The 16,314-nt window shown below is 66.2% G+C and carries 16 protein-coding genes; 3 read left to right on the top strand and 13 right to left on the bottom strand.

All coding sequences use genetic code 11. The features are described 5' to 3' along the window. Positions 1–13 precede the first annotated feature (13 nt). From AC1DKY_RS18340 to folE, 5 genes are read right to left on the bottom strand one after another with little or no spacing between them, the layout of a single operon-like run. Positions 14–355, bottom strand: coding sequence for an EF-hand domain-containing protein (locus AC1DKY_RS18340; RefSeq protein ID WP_441605554.1), 342 nt, complete (start codon positions 353–355; stop codon positions 14–16). After that, the gene (locus tag AC1DKY_RS18335; protein ID WP_441605502.1) at positions 355–3,147 is read right to left on the bottom strand and encodes an AAA family ATPase; all 2,793 of its coding nucleotides are present in this window, start codon (positions 3,145–3,147) and stop codon (positions 355–357) included. Before AC1DKY_RS18335 ends, AC1DKY_RS18340 begins: the two co-directional genes overlap by 1 nt. Beyond that, positions 3,140–3,871: a hypothetical protein gene (locus AC1DKY_RS18330; protein ID WP_441605501.1), complete on the bottom strand. Its 732-nt coding sequence runs from the start codon at positions 3,869–3,871 to the stop codon at positions 3,140–3,142. Before AC1DKY_RS18330 ends, AC1DKY_RS18335 begins: the two co-directional genes overlap by 8 nt. Further along, complete coding sequence (locus tag AC1DKY_RS18325) at positions 3,864–5,162, bottom strand: hypothetical protein (protein WP_441605500.1); 1,299 nt, start codon at positions 5,160–5,162, stop codon at positions 3,864–3,866. Before AC1DKY_RS18325 ends, AC1DKY_RS18330 begins: the two co-directional genes overlap by 8 nt. Positions 5,163–5,175: 13 nt before the next feature. After that, positions 5,176–5,778, bottom strand: a complete 603-nt coding sequence (folE, locus tag AC1DKY_RS18320; protein WP_121883715.1) for a GTP cyclohydrolase I FolE — start codon at positions 5,776–5,778, stop codon at positions 5,176–5,178. A 196-nt stretch (positions 5,779–5,974) separates the two neighbouring features. Between folE and AC1DKY_RS18315 the strand changes: the two genes are divergently transcribed. Further along, positions 5,975–6,835 (top strand): energy transducer TonB, encoded by an 861-nt coding sequence (locus AC1DKY_RS18315; RefSeq protein WP_441605499.1) that lies wholly within the window; start codon positions 5,975–5,977, stop codon positions 6,833–6,835. Positions 6,836–6,839: 4 nt separating this feature from the next. On the opposite strand, the gene AC1DKY_RS18310 is transcribed toward AC1DKY_RS18315, so the two are convergent. Both AC1DKY_RS18310 and AC1DKY_RS18305 read right to left on the bottom strand, forming a co-directional pair. Beyond that, positions 6,840–7,700, bottom strand: coding sequence for a hypothetical protein (locus tag AC1DKY_RS18310; RefSeq protein ID WP_441605498.1), 861 nt, complete (start codon positions 7,698–7,700; stop codon positions 6,840–6,842). An 86-nt stretch (positions 7,701–7,786) separates the two neighbouring features. Further along, positions 7,787–8,590, bottom strand: a complete 804-nt coding sequence (locus AC1DKY_RS18305) for a hypothetical protein (protein WP_441605497.1) — start codon at positions 8,588–8,590, stop codon at positions 7,787–7,789. Positions 8,591–8,738: 148 nt separating this feature from the next. Here AC1DKY_RS18305 and AC1DKY_RS18300 point away from each other — a divergent pair, with 148 nt between their 5' ends. Further along, the gene (locus AC1DKY_RS18300) at positions 8,739–9,209 is read left to right on the top strand and encodes a hypothetical protein (protein ID WP_441605496.1); all 471 of its coding nucleotides are present in this window, start codon (positions 8,739–8,741) and stop codon (positions 9,207–9,209) included. A gap of 15 nt (positions 9,210–9,224) precedes the next feature. Here AC1DKY_RS18300 and AC1DKY_RS18295 read toward each other — a convergent pair whose 3' ends face one another. The 5 genes from AC1DKY_RS18295 to AC1DKY_RS18275 form a co-directional block, all read right to left on the bottom strand. Then, positions 9,225–10,661, bottom strand: coding sequence for a DNA recombination protein RmuC (locus tag AC1DKY_RS18295; protein WP_441605495.1), 1,437 nt, complete (start codon positions 10,659–10,661; stop codon positions 9,225–9,227). A 62-nt stretch (positions 10,662–10,723) separates the two neighbouring features. Beyond that, positions 10,724–11,896, bottom strand: a complete 1,173-nt coding sequence (locus AC1DKY_RS18290; RefSeq protein ID WP_441605494.1) for a class I SAM-dependent rRNA methyltransferase — start codon at positions 11,894–11,896, stop codon at positions 10,724–10,726. Between the two features lie 141 nt (positions 11,897–12,037). Further along, positions 12,038–12,472: a hypothetical protein gene (locus AC1DKY_RS18285; protein ID WP_441605493.1), complete on the bottom strand. Its 435-nt coding sequence runs from the start codon at positions 12,470–12,472 to the stop codon at positions 12,038–12,040. A gap of 221 nt (positions 12,473–12,693) precedes the next feature. After that, entirely contained in the window at positions 12,694–13,641 is a 948-nt protein-coding gene (locus AC1DKY_RS18280) for a serine/threonine protein kinase (protein ID WP_441605492.1), read from the bottom strand. Further along, positions 13,638–14,075, bottom strand: coding sequence for a hotdog fold thioesterase (locus tag AC1DKY_RS18275; protein ID WP_441605491.1), 438 nt, complete (start codon positions 14,073–14,075; stop codon positions 13,638–13,640). The genes AC1DKY_RS18280 and AC1DKY_RS18275 overlap by 4 nt, the downstream gene beginning before the upstream one ends. 82 nt (positions 14,076–14,157) lie before the next feature. Here AC1DKY_RS18275 and AC1DKY_RS18270 point away from each other — a divergent pair, with 82 nt between their 5' ends. Then, positions 14,158–15,216, top strand: coding sequence for a 2Fe-2S iron-sulfur cluster-binding protein (locus AC1DKY_RS18270; protein ID WP_441605490.1), 1,059 nt, complete (start codon positions 14,158–14,160; stop codon positions 15,214–15,216). A gap of 38 nt (positions 15,217–15,254) precedes the next feature. Here the strand turns inward: AC1DKY_RS18270 and AC1DKY_RS18265 are convergent, their stop codons facing one another. Further along, positions 15,255–15,707, bottom strand: a complete 453-nt coding sequence (locus AC1DKY_RS18265; RefSeq protein WP_441605489.1) for a rhodanese-like domain-containing protein — start codon at positions 15,705–15,707, stop codon at positions 15,255–15,257. Positions 15,708–16,314: the final 607 nt, after the last annotated feature.

The following is a 16,314-nucleotide window of genomic DNA, read 5'->3' as shown; positions in this document are numbered from 1 at the left end:
GGGTGAGGGCGATTCAACCCTGCGGTGGCTGCGTCAGCTCGCGCGCGTCGAGATAGCCGTCGTGATTGCGGTCCAGCTTGTGGAACTGACGGCGCAGGTTGTCCTGGAACTGCTTGAGCGTGATGGGTTTGCCGTGGCCGCCGGGCAACTCATCGGTTTGGAGCACGCCGTCACCATTGGTATCGAGCCGGTAGAAGCCCTGGCTCAGATGCGCCACGTACTCCGCCTCGCTCACCCGCCCATCGCCATCGGTGTCGAACTCCCGCAGGTATTCGGCCGGCGTGGACTGCGCCCACGCGATCACCGGCCCCAGCAGCAGGCCTGCCAGCATTGCAGCGCGGGCAGGCCGCCGCATCATGCGGCTTCGGTCCGGCGGCGCAGCACGGCCAGCGGCTGCGCCCAGGTGGCGCCGGGGCGGCGCTTGCTGGTGACCAGGGTGAGGTCGCTGGGCTGGAACACGTTGATGTTGTGCGTGGCCGGCGTGGTGAGGATGTACTGGGCGCGCGTGGACTTGAGGAAGGCACCCACCTTGTCGATGTTGAAGATGTCCAGGTGCGCGAACGGCTCGTCGATGAAGACGAAGCCGCCGGGGCGATCCTCGTCGCGCATCAACGCCACCAGCAGCAAGAGTGACTTCATCACCTGCTGGCCGCCCGAGGCCTCGCCGTCGTCCATGCCGATCCAGCCCTTCTTGTCGAACTCGAAGCGCACGTTGAGGCCGGCCTGGGCCAGGGCGAGGTCTTCATTCACCAATTCAGGCAGGTCCGTTTCCACGCCGATGCCGGCCAGATCCGCCAGCACTTTCAGGTTGCGCGCATAACGCTTGACCGTATTGCGCAGCACGTTGAGATACGCGGCGCGCGCTTCCGTCGTGATGCGGCCGGCACGTTCCAGATGCACGCGACGGCGCTGCAGATCCTCGCGCAGGCCTTCGTGGTCGTTGGCGTATTTGTCGCGCAGCGGCAGCACGCCGTCGTCGGTTTCCCAGTGCCCTTCGTTGAGGCGACGCTCGATGCGGTCGATCTCGCGACGTACGGCAGCGGGCGACTCATAGCGTTCGCGCAGTTCCAGCATGGCGCGGCGCGAACGATGCGACGGGCGCACGTGGCTGCGCTTGTGGCGGAAAGCCTTCAGGCGATCGACCTGCTCGTGACGGTATTGCGCAAACTGGCGCGCGCTGTCGGCCAGCTGCTGCTGCGCCTGTTTGTGCTCGCGCGCTTCGTTGTCGCGCTGGCGGGAGTTCTGCTGGCGCTGCTCGCGCACGCCTTCGTAATGCGCCTCGGCAGCGGCGTAGCTGTCGGCGCAGCGCTGCACGTCGTCCTGCAGCGAAGACAGCGCTTCGTGCGCCACGGCAAATTCATCGGCGCGGTCGGCGAGCTGGTTGCTGGCGTTGGCGCCGCGCAGCAGGCTTTCGGCGTCGCTGGCCTGTTCCTGCCAGGTCTTGCGCTTGTCGCCGATGGCGCGCAGCTGTTTCTCGATCTGCTGCAGTCGCTCTTCGCCCTCGCGCAGCTGGCGTTCGCGCGCGGCACTGCCGAAGTACACATCGTCGACACCGAGGTGACGTCCGCCGCGGCGCTCGCGGAAATAACCCTGCGGCGTGATCCAGTCCTGCTCCTTGCCGAGCTTGGCGCCGTCGGCCACGTCTTCCACGCGGCGGATGCGGTCGAGCTGGCGCAGCAGCCATTCCGGCGCCGCTGCGGTGAAGTCGACCACTTCCAGCAGCGAGCCACGCGTGGCCGCGATGCTGGGCGAGCGTTCGGCCACCACGAAATGCTTGTAGCGGTGTTGCTCGCCCAGGCGCCACGCTGCTTCGCGGTCACGCGGGTGATCGAGCAGCACCACATGGCGATAGCCGGCGAGCACCGCTTCCACTGCTGCCTGCCAGCGCGGCTCGGTGATCTCGACGATCTCGCTGAGCATGCTGTGGCCGATGCTGGCCTCGTCCAGGGCGCGTCGGAACGATTGCTCGAACTCCGGCGTGTAGCGCTGGCCGCGACGCCAGGCGCCGAGTTGCGCGGTCAGTGTCGACAACTGCTCGCGCAGTCGTGCTTCGTCATTCTGCAGGCGACCAAGCTGGCTGCGTGCTTCGACAAGCTGCTTGCCTTGCTGCTCGTGATCGGCGCCGTCCTGTTCGGCGACCAGTTTGCGCAGATGCTGCTCCTGCTTGAGCAAGGTGGCGTTCTCTGTTTCGGCGCGGCGCGCTTCGTCGAGCTGCTGCTTGGCCTGCTGGCGGACCTGGTCGGCTGCGTGCTGTTCGCCTCGCAGCGATTCTTCCTTGACGTCCAGCGCTTGCAGGCCCCGCTGCAGCTCCACGTCGCGCGCGGACAGATCGCGACACTTGCGCTTGAGGCCGAGCAACTGGGGACGCGCACCACGGATGGCCGCGTGCAGTTCGGCCAGTTCGGTGCGCGGGAGCGTTTCGGCGACCAGGTCGGTGTGCTCATGTTTGAGCGCATCCCACTCCTGCCATGAGCGCACGCGGCCCTCGGCCTCCTGCAGGCTCACGCCGATCAGGGAGAGCTGATGTTCCAGGCCGTGCAGCTCGCGATCGGCTTCGGCTTGTTCGTTGCGGGCGCGCTGATAGTCATCCAGCACGGTCTTGTCGCCGAACACGTCGAACACCAGGTCCAGCAGGGCCTTCGGCGGCAGCTGGCACAGCTTGTCGGTGGCGCCTTGTTCCAGCGTGAGCACGCGGCGGATTGCCTGCGACAAGCCGGCGCCTTCCAGCCGCACGCGGTAGTCGCGCAAGCCGAGGAAGTCGTTGCGTGCTTCGATCTCGTCGACGCTGACATCGCCGCCCATCACGGCGTACTGGCGCTGCCACTCGCCGCCCTTCTTCTGGATGCGCACCGCCAGCGTCACTTCGCTGTCCATGATCGGGAAGAACGGACGCTCGCCGCGCGGTCCGGGCACATTGCCCACGCGCGCACGCAGCCAGGCGAACGGTTTGCCGTTGTGGCGCAGATAGCTCTTGTAGTCGCGGTTGCCGGCGCAGTCGATGGTGAGCAGGGTGCGCAGCGCGTCGAGCAGGGTGGTCTTGCCCGAACCGTTCGGGCCCACCACGGTGACGATATTGGTATCCAGCGGCAGGCTGAAGCGCTGCCAGTAGTCCCAGTGGATGACCTCGAGGCTGCGGAAATCAAACATCGTGGATCACTTCGCTGTCTTCACTGATTTCATTTACGTCGTCGTCGGCATCGTCGTAGAGCGGTTCATCGTCGCTGCCGATGTCGTCGCGCGGCGTGAGGCCTGCCAGCAGGTCGCTCAGCGCGCCATCGAGGATGCGTCGCGCGGTGCGTTCGTAATCGAACACCAGATCCAGCAACGGTCCTTCGGCCAGCTCGCCCTTGCGCCGCGCGATGAAGCCGTGGCGCGAAAGCAGGCCGAGGTTGAAATTCACGCGCGTCTTGCCGCCGAGCTTCTCACCGAAATCGGCGAGCAGCGTGCGCTCGGCCACGATGGGCGATAGCGCCGCATCGCGCGAAATCGGCTTGGCTTCGGCGAACATCTGCTTTTGCGAAGCATCGGCCTCGGCCTGTTGACGTTCGAGCTGGCGCTGGCGCTTGGGCAGCACGATCAGCGCCCACAGCACCACCAGCAGCGCGATGGCGTCGCGGTCGAGCTGCAAGGTGTTGGAGATCCAGCTGTCGCTGCCGCCGAACACGTGCTTCTCATTGGCGCGCGCCACGGCCACGCCGATATAGGCGGAGTAGGGGTGTTCGCGCAGTTCGAGGCCGACGGCAGCCAGGCGGCGATCGAGTTCTTCGCGGAACGCCTCGTCGAGCAACGCCTTGCGTGCCTGCGTGTCGTCGCGCGGCAGCCAGCGCTGGGATAGCAATCGCGCGACCAGCGCAGCGGTTTCGTCATGCATGTTTGTTGTCCTTGCTTGGATGCAGGCGACCCGCGCTGACCAGCGCGATCGTCGCCAGGCCCGGGTCGATCAGGCGCGGTTCGATTTCCAGTTTCAGCGGCAGGCGCGCGAGATCCGCCGTTGCGCCCTGCAGCGCGGAGGATTCCGGGTCGCCCACCAGGCCGAGCAGCGAGAGGCGGTACGCGCTCAAGGCGTAGTCGTCGCCGCGCAAGGCGTCGCTGAGTTCCAGGGGAGTGGTCAATGCCGCCAGCTGGCCATGCCACTCGAGCAACGGCGAGAGGTCTTCCTCGTCGATCGGCAGGTCGTGCGTGGTCGGGGTGCTTTCCGCGTTCGGCAGCGCGCTGCTTTCGGCGGCGGCGCGTTCGCGTTCGAGCAATTCGAATTCGGCCACGTCCAGCGCGATCTGGTCCTGCAGGAAGGGCGGCTGCACCGGCAGCTGCGCAGCCTGGTCGGCATGCTGGGCCAGCGCATCTGGGGTGAGCGAACGCAACCACGCCACCAGGTCAGACGAGGAAAGGCCAGTACGCCCCAGATGCACGCGATGCTGGTCGATCTTGTTGAGCTCGCGCTGGAAGATGCCGGCCTGTCGCAGCAGCGCACTTTGCGCACGACCCACCGCCTGGGCGAGGCGATGCGTGGCCGAGTCGAGATCTTCGTTGTCAGCGATGGCGCTGACGACTTCCGTGCCCTTCTCCACCCACGTCCATACCGAATCGAGCCGCTGTGCGGCGCGACGGATGCGATGTTCGGAGCCGGACAGCACGGCGCGGTCGAAGTCGTCCTTCAATTCGGACAGGCGCGACAGCAGGTGCGTCAGTTCATCGCCGGACACCCGGCCCACGGCCTGGCCGGCGGCGAGCTGGGCGGTGATGTAGCCCAGGCCATCGTCGTCGTCGTGCTCGAATTCCAGCAGCGTGGCGACCGCGGCCAGCGCCTTGCGGCCCAGGGGGCTCACGCGATAACGCAGCGTTTCGTTGTCCCAGGTGAGCAGCTCGTGTTCCTTCAGGCGCTGCACCACGGTTTCCAGCTTCACCGGCTCGACAAAGGCCAGCTGCTCGCGGATTTCCGCCGGCGTCCACTCCGGCGCGTGGGCGCGTGCGCCCAACGTGCGCAGCACCAGCAGGCGCAGCAGCACCTGCGCCTCGCTGCCGTGGAACAGCGCGTTGAACGCGCGCAGCAGCGAGCGTCCGCGCAGCAGGGGAAACACCGCCGGGATGTCCTCGGCGGTGATGCCTTCGCGCAATACGTCCTGTAGACGCTCGTCGGCGTCCGTGCTATCGATCAATGCCATCGGTGGCGCGTGCTCAGCGGCCCGCGCCATGGATACCGATGAACTGCAGGAATTCCGAGCGCGTGCGTGCATCGTCGCGGAAGGCGCCCAGCATCTGGCTGGTGACCATGGAGACGCCGCGCTTGTGCACGCCGCGGGTGGTCATGCATTCGTGGCTGGCGTCGATCACCACGGCCACGCCGGCCGGGTGCAGGTTTTCCTGGATGCACTGGGCGATCTGCGCGGTGAGCTTTTCCTGCACCTGGAAGCGGCGCGCATAAGCGTCCACCACGCGTGCCAGCTTGCTGATGCCCACCACGCGATTGGTCGGCAGGTAGCCTACGTGCGCGCGGCCGATGATCGGTGCCATGTGGTGCTCGCAATGGCTTTCGAATTCGATGTCGCGCAGCACGACCATTTCGTCGTAGCCGGCCACTTCCTCGAAGGTGCGGCGCAGATAGTCGCCCGGGTCAGTGGCATAACCGGAGAACCAATCCTTGTATGCCTTCACCACGCGCTTGGGCGTATCGAGCAGACCTTCGCGGCCGGGATCTTCGCCCGACCAGCGCAGCAGGACGCGGACCGCTTCTTCGGCCTGTTCGCGGGTGACTTCGGTCGGTTCTTGACGCTCGCTCATGCGGGTTCCTTCGGGTACGGCTTACAGACGTGCCAGTGTAACGCCAGCGTCAAGCACTGGCCCGCATGGGTGGCGGACGCTTAGCAGGATCAATCACTTGCGTCCCCGGCGAGGCGTAGCCCGGTCAGGTGACCACCCTTATGCTGCCGCCGCTGCGCCGCTAGACTAGCCTCTCGCATGAACTAAGGAGTGGTTTATGAAGCGCTGGTATCTGGCCTGGACGTTTGTACTGCTTGGCTGTTTCGTATCGACAGCGGCGGTGGCCGCGGCAGCCCAAAGCGTACGCAAGTCGGCGGAGGCCTCCATGTTGGTCACCGGATCGGTGGAAGTGAATCCGGATGGCACCCTGCACGGCTACACCCTGGATCAGCCGGAGAAACTTCCACCGGTGGTGGTGGATGTCATTGCTCAAGGCATCGCGCAGTGGGAGTTCAAGCTCTCCGCACCCACCAAGGACGTGGTGAAAAGCTCGATGAGCATACGCATCGTGGCCAAGCCTGTCGGTGACGGCAATTTCAAAGTGACTCTCGTGGGCGCCACGTTTGGCCAGGGGCATGCCGATGGCGATACGGTGAGCTACAAGACTCGGCCCGCGCCCACTTATCCGATGCTCGCCATCCATGCGCGAGTCACCGGCACCGTGTATTTGCTTGTGCGCGTTGGTCGTGACGGGACAGTGGAAGATGTCATTGCCGAACAGGTGAACCTCGAGCAATACGCCACGCCAGTGGAGATGGACAGGTTCCGCAAAGCGTTGGCCGACGCGTCGATCAGTGCGGTGCGTCGCTGGACTTACAACCCGCCTAGCAAGGGGGCCGCAAAGGATGATCCCTATTGGGTCGTTCGCGTACCGGTGAACTTCTATCTTCAGGGCGGCGGGGCGCCCGTCGTGAAGCGCGGCTACGGCCATTGGGACGCCTATATTCCCGGGCCGCGACAGACCCCGCCATGGATCAGCAACGCGCTTGCCAGCCAGTCGCCGGATGCCGTACCCGATGGCGCACTCTCCACCGGCAATGCTCAAGTGCAGCTGGCCACCCGGCTGGATGGCGCCTGAGGTCTCAGGTCACCGAGCGAAATAGTGTCACGCGGCCAGTATCCGGTTCGCTGGCCGCGCGCAACCACGGCTCGCTCGCGATGGCCGGCGTGCAAGGGCCGAGCGTGGCGAGTCGGATCGTTCGACGACGCGCTTCGTCATGCAGCCGGTCGAGCATCTGCCGCAAGATGTCGCCGGTGAACGGCGTATAGAGATAAAACACCGTGCCCCGCGAGACATCGGCATCGCGGGCATCCTGCGCCATGAAGCTGGCGCGATCGATCCCCAGCGCTTGTGCCGCGCGCTGGGCGCTGGCCACGTAGGCGGGCTCACGCTCGATGCCGCAAGCCCGCGCTGGCGTGCAGATCGATACCAGCAAGGGCACATGCCCCATGCCTGAGCCGAGATCGACCAGCAGGTCATCGTGACCCAGATGCGCTCGGTGGATCAGGTCCAGCACGTGGCGCACCGGCGTTGGCTGGTAGAACACCATGTCGGCTTCGAGCGCAGCGACAGAGTCAGGCTCGTCCAGCGACAAGACTTCGCCGATCAAGGCGTCGAGATGGTCGTAACCCCAGGGTTCGCGCAGGTCGTCGTGGTGCAGCCAGCCACGCAGGGCGTGCGCGCCGGCGCCTTGCGTGATGGCGTGGCGGATGCCTTCGCACAGGCGCTGTTGCACGTCGCTGAGGGCGGCCAGGCGCTCGCGCGCGCGTCGACGCACGGCGTTCATCACCGCCATGGCTGCGGGCGTGCAGGCCTGTGGTTCGTGCAGCAGCACGTCTTCCAGGCGATCCATCGCCAGCACACGCTCGCGCAGTTGTTCGGGCCGCTCCAGGGAACGGTCCTGCTCGACTTCGCGGACGATGGTGTGCAGGGCATCCAGCATGACGTGATCAATCCACTAGGGCGCACGAACCCTTGGATGGTGTCACGTTTCGGCTTGCCGCGAGTTGAACGCAGGTTGCTGCGATGTCAACGCGGATCGGGCACGAAATGTCCGGGGAACGGGTCGGGGCGAGCGGGCGGCGGACGGTCGTCGCCGGGGATCACGCCCTGGGCGATCAGGCGTTCGCGCGTGTCGTAGTACAGCGTGATCGTCTCATTCGGAGTAGAGGAGGCGCGTTCGAAATCGGTGTAGCTCACCACCGAGGTTTCGCGCTCGCCGTGGCCGGTGCCGATCGGACCGCTGTCCTGGGTCTTGGCCACTGCGCCGCGCGCTGCGGATTCGGCCACGGGCGCGGCGGGGGCAGGCGGTGATGGCTGCAGGCGTTCATCGCCCGAACTGGAGATCCTGGAGATCGGGCCGGGCATCGGCAGCGGGCGGATCATGTGTCGCGGCAGGAACACCGCCATGCCGATCACGCCCACGTTGTCGGGGCGGCCGGTGCGTGCGGCGTAGCTGTGCGAGGCATCCGCAAACACGAAATCCGCCACCTCAGTGAGGCTTTTGCGCCAGCCCGGAATGTCGGTGGACACATACGGCTGCAGCACATAACCCGTTTGCGACCAGTCGGCCGTGTCGCCGGACAGCACGTTGACGCCGTCGACCGAAAGCACGCCCAGTACGCGGCTGCCGTTCTGGCTGCGCAGATGGATCTGGTAGCGGTGACCCGGCTGCCCGGCGACGTAGTAGCGGCCATCGTGTTGATAGACCGTCAACTCCTGTTGCGAGGTGCGGTCGTACACAGCCAGGTCCACCAGCCGGCCGACCGCGGCGGCCTGCGTGCTGGCCGCCGCGGCGGCCAGGCCCAGTACCCACAAGCGCAAGCTGTTCATGCAACGACTCCGGCAGGCATCGATGGCCGATGCTTAGGTTGGAACGTCGCGCCGAGTCGAATGGGGTTAATCCCATGGTGCCGGTGCGAGGCCTCAAGGTTTTTCGCGGCCGACCGATTTCGTGGGCGACCCTCCCCCAGGACCTTCCATGAGCATCGGCATTCACCTGGACACCTCCGCCATCCCGGTGACCATCGCCGGCGCTTCGGCGTCGGCGGCATCGGCGTCCACCAGCTCGTCGTCGACTGCGGCGACATCATCGGCACAGGGCGGCAAGGCCTCGGTGGCGAAGGGCGCCGGTGTGGCTGGTGGCGCTGGGGGCGCTTCGTCGTCGTCGAGCAGCTCCGGCAGCAGCAGCGCGGCCAGCGCCACGGTGCAGGCCTTGCAGAAGGAAATCGCGCAGCTGCAAAAACAGCTGGCCCGGGAGGAGCAGGCTTTGCATGCGGCCACCTCAGGCAAGAAGGCAGCGGATCCGGCGAACATGGCGATCGCTTCCGCCTTGCAATCGGAGGTCGCGACGACCAATGGTCAGCTGGAAGCCGCCGTCAACGCCTTGTCCGCCGCCCTGCAGAGTGAGGGCGGCAGCAGCAGCGGTGCCCTGGTCAGCGCATCGGCCTGAGGGCGCAGCGCACGATCAAACCTCGGTGTCGTCGTCGCTGATCTCATCGAGCGCCGGGGCGTCGATCAGCACCTGCTGGGCGTCCTCGCCGGACAGGGTTTCCACGCCGCGCAGCTTGCGCTCGATGGCCCGCGTGCGGACGCTGGCCTGATCGATCACGTTGGTGGCTTCGTTGAGTTTCTTGCGGGTCTTTTCCAGCACCGCGCCGAACTTGCCGAATTCCGTCTTCACCGCACCGAGCAAGGTCCACACCTCGCTGCTGCGCTGGGCGATGGCCAGCGTGCGGAAGCCCATCTGCAGGCTGTTGAGCAAGGCGGTGAGCGTGGTGGGGCCGGCGATGGTGACGTGGAAATCGCGCTGTAGCGATTCGAACAGGCCCGGCCGGCGGATCACTTCGGCATACAGGCCTTCAGTGGGCAGGAACAACACCGCAAAGTCGGTGGTGTGCGGCGGCGCTACGTACTTGCTGCGGATGCGTTTGGCTTCCTCGCGCACGCGCACTTCCAGCGCACGGCCGGCCAGCGCAGCAGCATCGGCATCGGCCGCTTCCTGCGCGTCGAGCAGGCGCTGGTAATCCTCCACCGGGAATTTCGCGTCGATCGGCAGATAGAGCTGGGCGTGCTCGCCGGCGCCCGGCATGCGCACGGCAAATTCCACGCGGTCGTTGCTGCCGGGAACCGTCACCACGTTGGAGTCGTACTGATCGTTGGTGAGCAATTGCTCCAGCAGCGCACCCAACTGCACTTCGCCAAGGATGCCGCGCGTTTTCACATTGGTGAGCACGCGCTTGAGATCGCCCACGCCGATGGCGAGGTTCTGCATTTCGCCGAGACCGCGCTGCACTTGTTCGAGCCGTTCGGAGACCAGCGCAAACGACTGGCCCAGGCGCGTTTCCAGGGTGTTCTGCAACTTCTCGTCGACCGTGGCGCGCATTTGCTCGAGCCGGGCCGCGTTGTCGTCCTGGATCTCCTTGAGCTTGGTTTCCAGCGTGGCGCGTACTTCGTTGAGGCGCTTCTCGTTGTCGGCGGTGAGCGCGGCCAGGCGCTGCTGCTGTTGTTCGCCGAAACGATTGAGGGTGAGCGTGAGTTCTTCGCGGCTGCGGCGCGCGTCTTCGGTGAGGCGCTGCGCCAGCGTCTGCAGGCCGGCATCGGTGCGTTCGGTGAGCACGTCCAGGCGCTGGCCGAAATGGCCGATGCGCTCGTGCTGCTGGGTGCTCATGCCGCCCAGCTGTTCCTGCACCAGCGAGCGGAACTGTCCCAGCGACTGGGTCATCTCCCCGCGGTCGGCGCGCTGCTCCTGCGCCAGCGCTTCGCGCAGGTGGCGGTTGTCGTCCTTCAAGGCATCCAGGCGCGCAGCAAGGCCGCCATCATCGCGTCCGCGCAACAGGTTCATCACCTGCATGGCGAGCACGGCGATGACGAGGACGATCAACACGATTTCGGTTACGGACATGGCAGTTCCCAACGGCATACGGCCGCCAGTGTACGCACTGGCGTCTCAGAAGCGGGGACCGATCACATGACGCGGCAGAACACCGCCTTCAAGTAGCGGCCTTCCGGCACACTGCTGTTGAACGGATGGTCCGCGCCGGCGCCTGCCGTATGCAACACCTGGATCTCGCGGCCGGCGTTGAGCGCCACGCGGCGCAGCATTTCCAGGAAGTCCGCCTCGCTGACCAGGCCAGTGCACGAGCAGGTAAGCAGCAGGCCGCCGGGCGGGATCACATCCAGCGCCAGGCGATTCATCGCGAAGTATTTCTTCAGCGCGTCCATCACCTTGTTGCGGTCGCGCGTGAGCTTGGCCGGGTCGAGGATCACCGCGTCGTATTGCTCGCCGCGTGCGACGGCCGCGCGCAGCCAGTCGAAGATGTCGGCCTGTTCGAATACGGCGGGCACATCGTTGGCAGCGGCATTGGCGCGGGCGATTTCGAGGATGCCCGCGTCCATGTCCACGCCCGTGGCCGACTGCGCGCCGGCCGCCAGCGCGTGCACGGCGAAGCCGCCAGCGTTGCAGCACAGATCGAGCACCTTGCGGCCCTTGGCCAGGCGCGCGAAATGGTGGCGGTTCTCGCGCTGGTCGGCGAAGAAACCGGTCTTGTGGCCATAGCCGGGCGCAGCATGGAAACGCAGGCCGTGCTCATGCACTTCCACCGGCTCGGGCGCATCGGCGGAGCGGCAATCGAAGGATTCCTGCTTCTGCACATGGCTTTCCGCAAACCAGTACAGGCGTGCGCCGGGAAAGTGGCGCAGCAAGGCGGCCTGGATGGCCTCGCGGAAACGCCACATGCCGGCGGCGAAGTATTCGATCACCAGGATGTCGGCGTAGCGATCCACCACCAGGCCCGATAGCCCGTCGCCTTCGCTGTGCACCACGCGCCACGCATCGCTGATGCGGTCCAGCTGAAGCAGTTCCTGGCGCAGCGCCACGGCGCGGTCGATGCGGCCGGTGATCCAGTCGGCGTCAATGGTCTCGGTGGGATCGCTGCTCAGCAGGCGCAGCGCGATGCGCGCATGGCCGTTCCAGAAGCCGCGGCCCACGAAGCGTCCCTTGGCGTCCTCCACATCGACCACGCTGCCAGGCGGTACGCGGGTTTCCGGCTTGTGGACCTGGGCGGACCATACCCAGGGATGGCCGGGCGTGCGGTCGGTCTTGAGGCGGATGACGGGGAGGGGGGCAGGGCTATTCATCCGCCCATGATAACCGGTGAGGGCCTGGAACCCGGCGATTTGCTTGTGGGAACGCACCCTGTGCGCGACTGGCGCACCCTCAGCGACGCTCCGTGGGAGTCGCGCACAGGGTGCGCTCCCACAAAAAAGCGAGGTGGTCGCTTAGCGCAGGCGCAGCGCCAGCCAGGACAGCAGCGCCAGCAGGTTCAGCCCCAGCCGCGATACCGACGGCCCGGCCACGGCCAGCACGAAGCCTTCGCTGCCGACATGCCAGTCCAGCCACAGCTGCACCGGGATATGCAGGCTGGCGTAGACGTTCACGAAGGCGCCGCAATGGAAGCCGTAGCTGAAAATCGGCGTGGCGATCAGGGGCAGCTGCAGCACCTGGGCCCAGCTCGAGAAGGTCACGCCGCGCTCGCTGTTCTCAAGCAAAAGCACGCCAGCCACCAGCACGAACGCATAGAACGCCAGGCCGATCACCGCCACGATGGAGTCGTGCGAGCCGAACGGCAACAGCCGTCGCAGCATGCTCACCATGCCGAAAAAGCCACCCGCCACTTCAAGGATGCCGATCAGTCGGAACAGAAAATTGCGCACGTGCGAAGCCCTGGGTCGAAAGTGGCGAGCTTAGCGGATCGTGCTGGGGCTGTCGGTGGTGTGGATTGGCAATTTGTCGGGTGGTGTTCATCCCGCCGCTTGCCGCACGCATCGCCGACACCTCGCCGCGCACACATCGCGAACCCTTGTAGGAGCGCACTTGTGCGCGACCGTCCCCTCGCACAGGCATCGCTCCGCCCGGGTCGCGCACAAGTGCGCTCCTACAACAGCTCCTCGGACAACTCGTGCAGGTCGGCGATGTGCTGCTCCCACCATCGCGCTTCGGCGGCGAACGGGAAGGCGGCGGGGAAGGCCGGATCGTGCCAGCGCGCCGCAATCCAGCCGGCGTAGTGCAGCTGGCGCATGGCGCGCAGCGCCGGCACCAGGGCGAGCTCGCTGAAGTCGAAGTCGCGCATCTGCTGATAGCCATCGAGCAGCGCGCTCATAGACTTCTCGTCGTTGGCGAGCATCCACAGGTCCTGCACGGCAGGGCCCATGCGCGCGTCATCGAGATCGACGAAGTGCGGGCCGCCATCGGTCCACAGCACATTGCCGGGATGGCAGTCGCCGTGCAGCCGCAGCGAGCGCACCGGGCCGACGGCGTCATAGCGACTGGCCACGGCGTGATCCACGCGTTCGGCGGCGGCGCGATAGGCAGCGTGCAGCGACGGCGGCAACAGCGACGAGGCCAGCACGGCCTGCATCGGGTGCGCGATCAGCGTGGCGCGGTCCAGACGGCCGCGGTGTTCGAACGCTGCACGCGCGCCCACGCCATGAATGCGCGCAATCAGCCGACCCAGCCATTCCAGCTGTTCGGTCGATTCCAGCGAGGGCGCGCGGCCGCCTCGACGCGGCGTGAGTGCGTAGCGGAAGCCATCGTGATGCAGCAGCGTGCGTCCACCGAACACCAGCGGCGCCACGACCGGAATTTCGGCGTCGACCAACTCCCTGGCGAACGCGTGTTCCTCAAGGATCGCCGCGTCGCTCCAGCGATGCGGTCGATAAAACTTGGCGATGACCGGCGAGGCGTCCTCGATACCCACCTGCCACACGCGATTTTCATAGCTGTTGAGCGCCAGCAGGCGGCCGTCCGGCCACAGGCCGCACGCGGTGACGGCATCGAGTACGCGATCGGGATCGAGCGTGGCGTAGGGAGCGTCGATGCTCAACGCGGTGCCACGACGCGTGCCGGAATCACCGCCATGGTGATGCGCGAGATGCACACCAGTTCGCCGGCTTCCGTCTCGATGCGGATTTCCCACACCTGCGTGGTGCGGCCGATATGCACCATGCGCGCGGTGCCGGTGACGGTGCCGCTGCGCACGCCGCGGATATGGTTGGCGTTGATGTCCAGGCCCACCGCTACTTCCGAGGGATCGAGCGCGAGCATGGCGGCCGAGCTGCCCAGCGTCTCGGCCAGCACCACGGATGCCCCGCCATGCAGCAGGCCATACGGCTGGTGCGTGCGATGGTCCACCGGCATGGTGCCGCGCAGCCAGTCGTCGCCGATTTCGGTGATGCGGATGCCCAGCGTTTCCATCATGGTGTTGGTGCTCCAGCCATTGATGCGCTCGAGCGAGGTGTCCTGTTTCCAGATGGCCATGGCTGTTTTCTCCGCGTGAAGCTTGTGATTGGACCCTAAGGCCCTCATTGTCGACTGACGCTTACGCCGCGACAATGTGCCCGTGCCTATCGTTACGATCCAATCCACCGGCCGCCATTTCCCCGTCGCGCCCGGCGAAACCGTGCTGGAAGCCGCGCAGCGGGCCGGCATCGCCTTGCCGTATTCGTGCCGCGCCGGCGTGTGCGGCAGCTGCAAGGCCACGCTGCTGGCGGGGTATTGCGAGTATCCGCGCAATCCGCCGGTGGCACTGGCCGGCACCTCGCCGGCACAGCATGCGATTTTGCTTTGCCAGGCGGTGCCGCGCGGCGATCTGCTGATCGAAGCGCGCGAAGTCACCTCGGTGGAGGACATCGCCAAGCGGCAAGTCGACGTGGTGGTGTCGCGCAAATGGATGCTGGCGCCCGATGTGATCGGCCTGCATCTGCAACCGGTAGTGGCGGAAGCGCGGCTCAACTGGCTGCCCGGCCAATATCTGGACGTGCTGCTTGAGGATGGGCGTCGTCGCCCGTTCTCCATCGCCAACCATCCGCAAGCCGACGGCACCATCGAACTGCACGTGCGCCACGTGGCCGGCGGCGGTTTCACTTCGTGGGTGTACGACACGCTCAAGTTGGGCGACGCCATGCGCATCGAAGGCCCGCTGGGCACCTTTGTGCCGCGCGAGGATTCGGAGCGTCCGATGATCCTGATGGCTGGAGGCACGGGCTTTGCGCCGCTGAAGGCCATCGTCGAGCACTTCATGGCGCTGGGCACGCGTCGTCCGATGCGGGTGTATTGGGGTGCCAGGCAGGCGGCCGATATCTACATGCGCGAACAGGCCGAACGCTGGGCGGCGCTTGCGCACGACTTGTCGTTCCAGGCCGTGATTTCGGATGCGGAACAGGCACGGGCCAGCGGCATGCGCATGGGTTTCGTGCACGAGGCCGTGCTGCAGGATCACCCGGATCTTGCCGCTTACGACGTCTACATGAGCGGCCCGCCCGCGATGATCGATGCGGGCCGCAAGCTCTTCATCGCTGCAGGGCTGCCGGAAGACCGGCTGTACTACGACTCGTTCGACTACGCGCCCGATGTGCTGGCGCAGATCCTGGGCAGTCGCGCCGGCATTGTCGGGCTATAGCGGGCGAGAGCGTTGCGCGCTCGCCCGCCAAACAGCGATCAACCCGGATTCTTGCCCTTGGCCACCGGCAACTGCGCCTGCTGCCAGCCGATCACGCCGCCGTTGAGGGTGTAGACCTTGCTGAAACCGGCCTTGACCAGGCGCTGCGCGGCTTTGTCGCTGGCGCCGCGGCCGTCCTTGTCGATCAGCACCACCGGCACGTCCTTGGCCTTGGCGATGTCTTTGTGCTCGGGGTCGAACTGGCTCATGGCGACATGGCGCGAGCCGGGCACATGGGCCTTCTCGTAATCGGCATAGGCGGAAAGATCGATCAGCAGCGGACCTTCGCGGTTGATCAGCAGGGTGAGGCCGGCGGGCGTCAGCTCCTTGTACTTGCGCAGCAACATCATCAGCTGCGTGCCGACCAGCCCGAGCAGCAGGACCAGGAACAGCGCGGCGAGCGCGAGGTGGTTGCCGAGAAACTCGGGCAGCTTATGCAGGATATCGCTCATTATCTGGGGCTTCCGCTGGCGCGGCGGGGCCGCGCGGGGTGAACTGAGCGGGGGATTATAGGGGGTGGAGGGGGTGGTTGGTTTTCTGCTTCGGTTTCCGGGTGACTTCGGGTTCTGGACCGTCATGCGGAGGCACGCCGGCATTTGATCGTCATTGCGGCGTAGGCCGGAGGCGCTTTTCAACAGCGGAGCTGGTTATCCAGAGCCTCGGTGTTTAGCTGTCGCGATACGGTGACCTGGCTCGCCTGCCGCGGGCTTCCGACCTCCTGCCGGAGGCCGGGTCACTTTCTCTTGCTTGCCCAAGAGAAAGTAACCAAAGAGAAGGGCCCGCCGGATGACGCGCCTTCCGGGCTGCGCCCTCCAGGTGCGCGGGCGGGTTGCGGGGTTTTTCGACAGGACATCCGTGTCCTGTCGAAAAACTGGCCGCATCCATGCGGCCACCCTTCGGGCTTTCCTCCACCCGCCCGCCGCGTCATACGGGGACCCCGGGGGCAAGAGCCTGATCAAGAGCCCAACGCCCGGCGTTGCGGGGCCGGCCGGTCTTTTGTAGGAGCGCACTTGTGCGCGACCAACCGGAGCGATGCACCGCGACGCTGCGGTCGCGCAC

The sequence above is a fragment of the Dyella sp. 01N448 genome, assembly GCF_056399225.1.
This window is presented reverse-complemented; position numbering and strand designations above follow the sequence as displayed.

Bases quoted from the DNA above. Each gene is read 5' to 3' on its own strand.
- AC1DKY_RS18340 (WP_441605554.1), bottom strand. From the start codon at position 355: ATGCGGCGGCCTGCCCGCGCTGCAATGCTGGCAGGCCTGCTGCTGGGG.
- AC1DKY_RS18335 (WP_441605502.1), bottom strand. From the start codon at position 3,147: ATGTTTGATTTCCGCAGCCTCGAGGTCATCCACTGGGACTACTGGCAG.
- AC1DKY_RS18330 (WP_441605501.1), bottom strand. From the start codon at position 3,871: ATGCATGACGAAACCGCTGCGCTGGTCGCGCGATTGCTATCCCAGCGC.
- AC1DKY_RS18325 (WP_441605500.1), bottom strand. From the start codon at position 5,162: ATGGCATTGATCGATAGCACGGACGCCGACGAGCGTCTACAGGACGTA.
- folE (WP_121883715.1), bottom strand. From the start codon at position 5,778: ATGAGCGAGCGTCAAGAACCGACCGAAGTCACCCGCGAACAGGCCGAA.
- AC1DKY_RS18315 (WP_441605499.1), top strand. From the start codon at position 5,975: ATGAAGCGCTGGTATCTGGCCTGGACGTTTGTACTGCTTGGCTGTTTC.
- AC1DKY_RS18310 (WP_441605498.1), bottom strand. From the start codon at position 7,700: ATGCTGGATGCCCTGCACACCATCGTCCGCGAAGTCGAGCAGGACCGT.
- AC1DKY_RS18305 (WP_441605497.1), bottom strand. From the start codon at position 8,590: ATGAACAGCTTGCGCTTGTGGGTACTGGGCCTGGCCGCCGCGGCGGCC.
- AC1DKY_RS18300 (WP_441605496.1), top strand. From the start codon at position 8,739: ATGAGCATCGGCATTCACCTGGACACCTCCGCCATCCCGGTGACCATC.
- AC1DKY_RS18295 (WP_441605495.1), bottom strand. From the start codon at position 10,661: ATGTCCGTAACCGAAATCGTGTTGATCGTCCTCGTCATCGCCGTGCTC.
- AC1DKY_RS18290 (WP_441605494.1), bottom strand. From the start codon at position 11,896: ATGAATAGCCCTGCCCCCCTCCCCGTCATCCGCCTCAAGACCGACCGC.
- AC1DKY_RS18275 (WP_441605491.1), bottom strand. From the start codon at position 14,075: ATGGCCATCTGGAAACAGGACACCTCGCTCGAGCGCATCAATGGCTGG.
- AC1DKY_RS18265 (WP_441605489.1), bottom strand. From the start codon at position 15,707: ATGAGCGATATCCTGCATAAGCTGCCCGAGTTTCTCGGCAACCACCTC.